The organism is Rhizobacter sp. P3_B12 (assembly GCF_056402895.1).
This window is the reverse complement of the sequence record NZ_JBFUGN010000412.1, coordinates 1-5,171: the sequence shown is the minus strand read 5'-3', so window position 1 is coordinate 5,171 and position 5,171 is coordinate 1. Positions and strand designations below refer to the sequence as shown.

The 5,171-nt window shown below is 67.2% G+C and carries 3 protein-coding genes and 1 pseudogene; 3 read left to right on the top strand and 1 reads right to left on the bottom strand.

Annotation, left to right across the window (positions count from 1 at the left end; genetic code table 11):
* The 3 genes and pseudogenes from AC1D01_RS19920 to AC1D01_RS19910 form a co-directional block, all read left to right on the top strand.
* A pseudogene (locus AC1D01_RS19920) lies at nucleotides 1-649 on the top strand (hypothetical protein); the annotation flags it as partial.
* 335 nt (nucleotides 650-984) lie between these two features.
* Complete coding sequence (gene rpoD, locus AC1D01_RS19915) at nucleotides 985-3,201, top strand: RNA polymerase sigma factor RpoD (protein ID WP_477869305.1); 2,217 nt, start codon at nucleotides 985-987, stop codon at nucleotides 3,199-3,201.
* Between the two features lie 93 nt (nucleotides 3,202-3,294).
* A complete protein-coding gene (locus tag AC1D01_RS19910) occupies nucleotides 3,295-4,269 on the top strand; it encodes an FHA domain-containing protein (RefSeq protein WP_477869303.1) in 975 nt (324 codons plus the stop codon).
* Between the two features lie 77 nt (nucleotides 4,270-4,346).
* Here the strand turns inward: AC1D01_RS19910 and AC1D01_RS19905 are convergent, their stop codons facing one another.
* Nucleotides 4,347-5,045 carry an HAD family hydrolase gene (locus AC1D01_RS19905; RefSeq protein ID WP_477869301.1) on the bottom strand — a complete coding sequence of 233 codons (699 nt, stop codon included), beginning with the start codon at nucleotides 5,043-5,045 and terminating at the stop codon, nucleotides 4,347-4,349.
* Nucleotides 5,046-5,171 lie beyond the last annotated feature (126 nt).

Sequence of the window (5,171 nt, the reverse complement as noted above, 5' to 3'; positions counted from 1 at the left end):
GCCCTCCTCCTCCCGGAATGAGCCACCCGACGACGACGGCTACGGCCCGCCACCGGACGACGGCGCCCCGGCCGCGCCGCGCGAGCGCTTCCAGCGGCGCGAGGGCGGCGGCGGCGGCCGCAAGTGGACCAAGGAATGGACCAAGGAGTGGAAGGGCAAGCGCGATCGCTACGAGGAAAGCGGYCCCTTCCCCCCGCAGTCGAAGACACGCACCGTGCCGACCAGCCCGGCCGACACCGTGCTGCGGCTGCTGCTGCTGCACAGCGACTGGTGGGACCAGCTCGGCACCGACGACCACCAGCTGCTGCACGAGCTGCCGGCACCGCATGGATCGCTGATCACCTGGYTGGAGCGCCACCTGCTGGAACATGGCGCCACACCGTGGGCCGTGCTCGAGCAGGCGCTGCACGACGGCGAATGGGCGGACGAGGGCCGCCGCCTCGTCCCGCCGGGGGTGCTGCAGGACGAAATGCAGTTCGCCGACCTGCGCCGCGTGATCGACGGGATGTGGGTCGAGCTGCTGTCGGCGCGCCTGCAGGCGTTGATCCGGCAGGCCGAAACCGACCCCGCGGCACTCGCGCAATGGCGCGAACTCGACGCCCAGAAACGCCTGCGCATGCAGGGCATGAAACTCGTCAATCCACCGTGACTTTGACGTAACGGCTTCTTTCGCCGATAATCGAAGGTTTGTTACGCGGCAAGAGTGACGAACGGTCAGCAAAGACAGCACCTCCGGGCCCCGGCCACCCTCTGACCCAGGGTCCCCACCTCAAGGCCACCCTACCCCGCAAGGGCTGTACTCCGTTTTGATGGTCACGCGACCTTGCCCATTTGATTGCGGCCCCAAGCTAAGGCTTGATCCGGGCCTCGCTACGTCTTTGGACCTCCGCTGAACAGGGCCCTGCCGAGCTGCCGTCACCCGGCTTGTCGGCGTGGCCCTGAGGCTGGGTTCGACGTGACGACCACCACCATTCGAGGATTTGCATGACCGCGAAGAAGAGCGCCCCCGCCAAGGCAGCACAGCCGGCCGCTGCGTCGAAAGCCGTGAAGGCCGGCAAGGCCGAAGCCGAAGACAAGAAGAAGGCCGTCGCCAAGCCGGCCGCCAAGGCCGCGCCCGTCGCCGAAGCCAAGGGCAAGCCGGGCCGCAAGCCGAAGGCCGCCACGGCCACCGCCGCCAAGAAGGAAGAAGTGCCCGAGGAGGACTTCTCCGACCTCGAAGCCGATATCGAAGGCGAGCCCGAGCCCGAAGCGGCCGGCACCGACGACAAGGCCGCCAAGGCCAAGCCGCTGCGCATGAAGGTGTCGCGGGCCAAGGAGCGCGCGCTGATGCGCGAGTTCGGCCTCGACGAGACCGCGCTCACCGAAGAAGAAGTCGCCAAGCGCCGCCATGAGCTGAAGACGCTCATCAAGATGGGCAAGACGCGCGGCTTCCTGACCCACCAGGAAATCAACGACCACCTTCCCGAGAAGCTGGTCGACGCCGACATCCTCGAAGCCATCGTGTCGATGCTCAACGACATGGGCATCGCGGTCTACGAGCAGGCGCCCGACGCCGCCACGCTGCTGATCGCCGGCGGAGGCACCACCACTGCCACCGAGGAAGAAGCGGAAGAAGCCGCCGAAGCGGCGCTCTCCACCGTCGACTCCGAGTTCGGCCGCACCACCGATCCGGTGCGCATGTACATGCGCGAGATGGGCACGGTCGAGCTGCTGACGCGCGAGGGCGAGATCGAGATCGCCAAGCGCATCGAAGGCGGCCTGCAGGCGATGATGCTGGCGATCAGCGCATCGCCCACCACCATCGCCGAGATCCTGGCCTATGCCGACCGCATCGGCGCCGGCGAGATGACGATCTCCGAGGTGGTCGACGGCTTCGTCTCCGAAGACGAGGCGGACGACTACGTGGCCGAGGAAGACGTCGACTTCTTCGACGAGGAAGACGACGACGACGGCAACGGCGGCAGCAAGGCGCTGACCAAGAAGCTCGAAGAGCTGAAGGGCGCGGCGCTGACCAAGTTCGCCAACCTGCGCGAGAACTTCGACAAGATGCGCAAGGCCTTCGAGAAGGACGGCTACCAGTCGGCGCCGTACGACAAGGCCCAGCACGCGATCAGCGCCGAGCTGATGACGATCCGCTTCACGGTGAAGACCATCGAGAAGCTGTGCGGCATCCTGCGTTCGCAGGTCGACGACGTGCGCCGCTACGAACGCGAGCTGCGCAAGATCCTCGTCGACAAGTGCGGGATGCCGCAGGAATACTTCATCAAGCATTTCCCGCCCAACATCCTGAACCTGAAGTGGGCCGAGAAGGAAGCCGCTGCCGGCAAGCCGTACAGCGCCGTGCTGGCGCGCAACCTGCCGCCRGTGCAGGAGCTGCAGAAGAAGCTGACCGACCAGCAAGGCCGCGCCGTCGTGCCGCTCGAGGACCTGAAGCAGATCAACAAGCGCATGAACGAGGGCGAGAAGGCCTCGCGCGACGCGAAGAAGGAAATGATCGAGGCCAACCTGCGCCTCGTGATCTCGATCGCGAAGAAGTACACCAACCGCGGCCTGCAGTTCCTCGACCTGATCCAGGAGGGCAACATCGGCCTGATGAAGGCGGTCGACAAGTTCGAATACCGCCGCGGCTACAAGTTCTCGACCTACGCGACGTGGTGGATCCGCCAGGCCATCACCCGCTCGATCGCCGACCAGGCGCGCACGATCCGCATCCCGGTCCACATGATCGAGACGATCAACAAGATGAACCGGCTGTCGCGCCAGCACTTGCAGGAATTCGGCTTCGAGCCCGATGCCCCGACGCTGGCCGAGAAGATGGAGATCCCGGAAGACAAGATCCGCAAGATCATGAAGATCGCGAAGGAGCCGATCTCGATGGAAACCCCCATCGGCGACGACGACGATTCGCACCTGGGCGACTTCATCGAGGACACCAACAACACCGCGCCGATCGAGGCGGCGATGCAGGCCGGTCTGCGCGATGTGGTGAAGGACATCCTCGACAGCCTGACGCCGCGCGAGGCCAAGGTGCTGCGCATGCGCTTCGGCATCGAGATGAGCACCGACCACACGCTGGAAGAAGTGGGCAAGCAGTTCGACGTGACGCGCGAGCGCATCCGCCAGATCGAGGCGAAGGCGATCCGCAAGCTGAAGCACCCGAGCCGGTCGGACAAATTGCGGACCTACCTCGACAACCTCTGATCTGCAGCCTCGCTGCAAAGGCCCCGCAAGCACTGCTTTCGGGGCCTTTTTTGCGCCTTCCGCGGCCGCCAAGTTGCCATAAACTTCACGCTTATGACCCAGATCCTGCAGCGCACCGTGCTATTTGCCGATCTTCGCGGCAGCACCGCGCTCTACGAGACGCTGGGCAATGCCGAGGCCACGACGGTCGTCACGCACAGCGTCGCGCTGCTCGCCCACGTGGTCACCAGCTGCCGCGGCACGGTCGTCAAGACGCTCGGCGACGGCCTGATGGCGGTGTTCGAGAATCCGATCGAGGCGGTGTCAGCCGCCGACGGCATGCACGAGTCGCTGGACCGCATCGTCCCGCCGGCGAACCCGGTGGCCGGCGCGCCGGTCGCGGTGTCGCGCACGCCGGTGCTGAAGCTGCAGGTCGGGCTGGCGCATGGCGAGGTGGTCGCGATGTCGGGCGATTGCTTCGGCGATGCCGTCAACGTCGCGGCCCGGCTGCTCGACCATGCCGGCGACAACGAGACGCTGACCACCGCCACCGTGTTCTCGGCGCAGGATGCCGAGAACAGCGCGCGCTTTCGCAGCCTCGACCGGGTGCAGCTGCGCGGCCGCGTCGAGCCGGTGCACGTCTACCTGCTCGAAGGCCGGCGCTTCGGCGACACCGCGGCCACGGCCTACGGCGACCTGCTGCCCACCACCACCGAGCCCGAAGGCATCCGCCTCGCGTGGCTCGACCTGAACCGCGTCTATGCCGGCCCGAGCCTGCCGGTGGTGCTGGGCCGCAGCCCGCAGGCCACCTACTGCATCGACGACTCGCGGGTCTCGCGCTCGCATGCCCGCATCGACTGGCACGGCGGTGCCTTCCAGCTGACCGACCTCAGCTACAACGGCACCTACGTGCGCTTCTCGAGCGACTCCGAGATCGTGCAGCTGCGCCGCGGCACCTGCACGCTGCACGGCAGCGGCGCGATCGGGCTGGGGGCCTCGCCGGCCGATCCCACGTCGCCGTGCGTGCGCTTCGAAGTGATGAAGTTCTCGGACACGCAGCCGCAAGCCCCCTTCGAATTCAACCGCTGATTCGTAGCCCGGATGCCAATCCGGGTGGGGCGGTTGAAGTGAACGACGATCCCCGGATTGGCATTCGGGCTACGAATTCAGCAGCCCAGCATCTCGGCCAACTCGATCAACGTGGCCGCCTGGCCGCAGCCAGCCGGCAATTCCCCGACTGCATGGCCCGGCCGGTGCAGCCACAGCGCCTGAAGCCCCGCATCGCGCGCACCGTGCACATCGAGGTGCAGATCGTCGCCGACATGCAGCACCTGCGCCGGTGCCACGCCCAGGCGCTCGCAGGCCAGGTGGAAGATGCGCGCATCCGGCTTGCCGATGCCGAGCTTCTGCGAGCTCAGGCTGCCCTGGAAGTGCTGCGCCACGCCGATCGTCGCCAGGTCGGCATTGCCGTTGGTCACCGCGAACAGCGGGAAGCGCGCCGCCAGCCGCGCGAGCCCGGGCAGCGCATCGTCGAAGAACTCCACCCGCTGGCGCGCCGCGAAGAACACGTCGAAGGCCGGGCCGGCCAACTGCGGATCGTGGCCCGTCATCGCCAACGCACGCGCGATGCTTTCCCGGCGGATCGAGCTCAGGTCGTGGCGCCACTGCGGGTGCTCGGCCTCCACCGCGTTGCGCAAGGCACGCAGCGCCGGCGGGTCGAAGCGCTGCGCCGTGGCCGGCGCGTGTTCGTGCAGCCAGCCATGCAGCTGGTGTTCGGCCCGCTCGATCGCCGGCCAGACGGGCCACAGCGTGTCGTCGAGATCCAGCGTCAAGGCAAGCGGCGAACTGTCAGGGAAAGCAGGCATGGCGGGTGTGGAATCCAGCGCGGCTGGAGGGTGCCGGGCCGCCGGATTGTCCGCTACAGTCGCTTGGCCTCGGAGCAGAAGACCCCGATGAATCACGCCTTCCGCGCTTCATGACCCCGGCCCCCC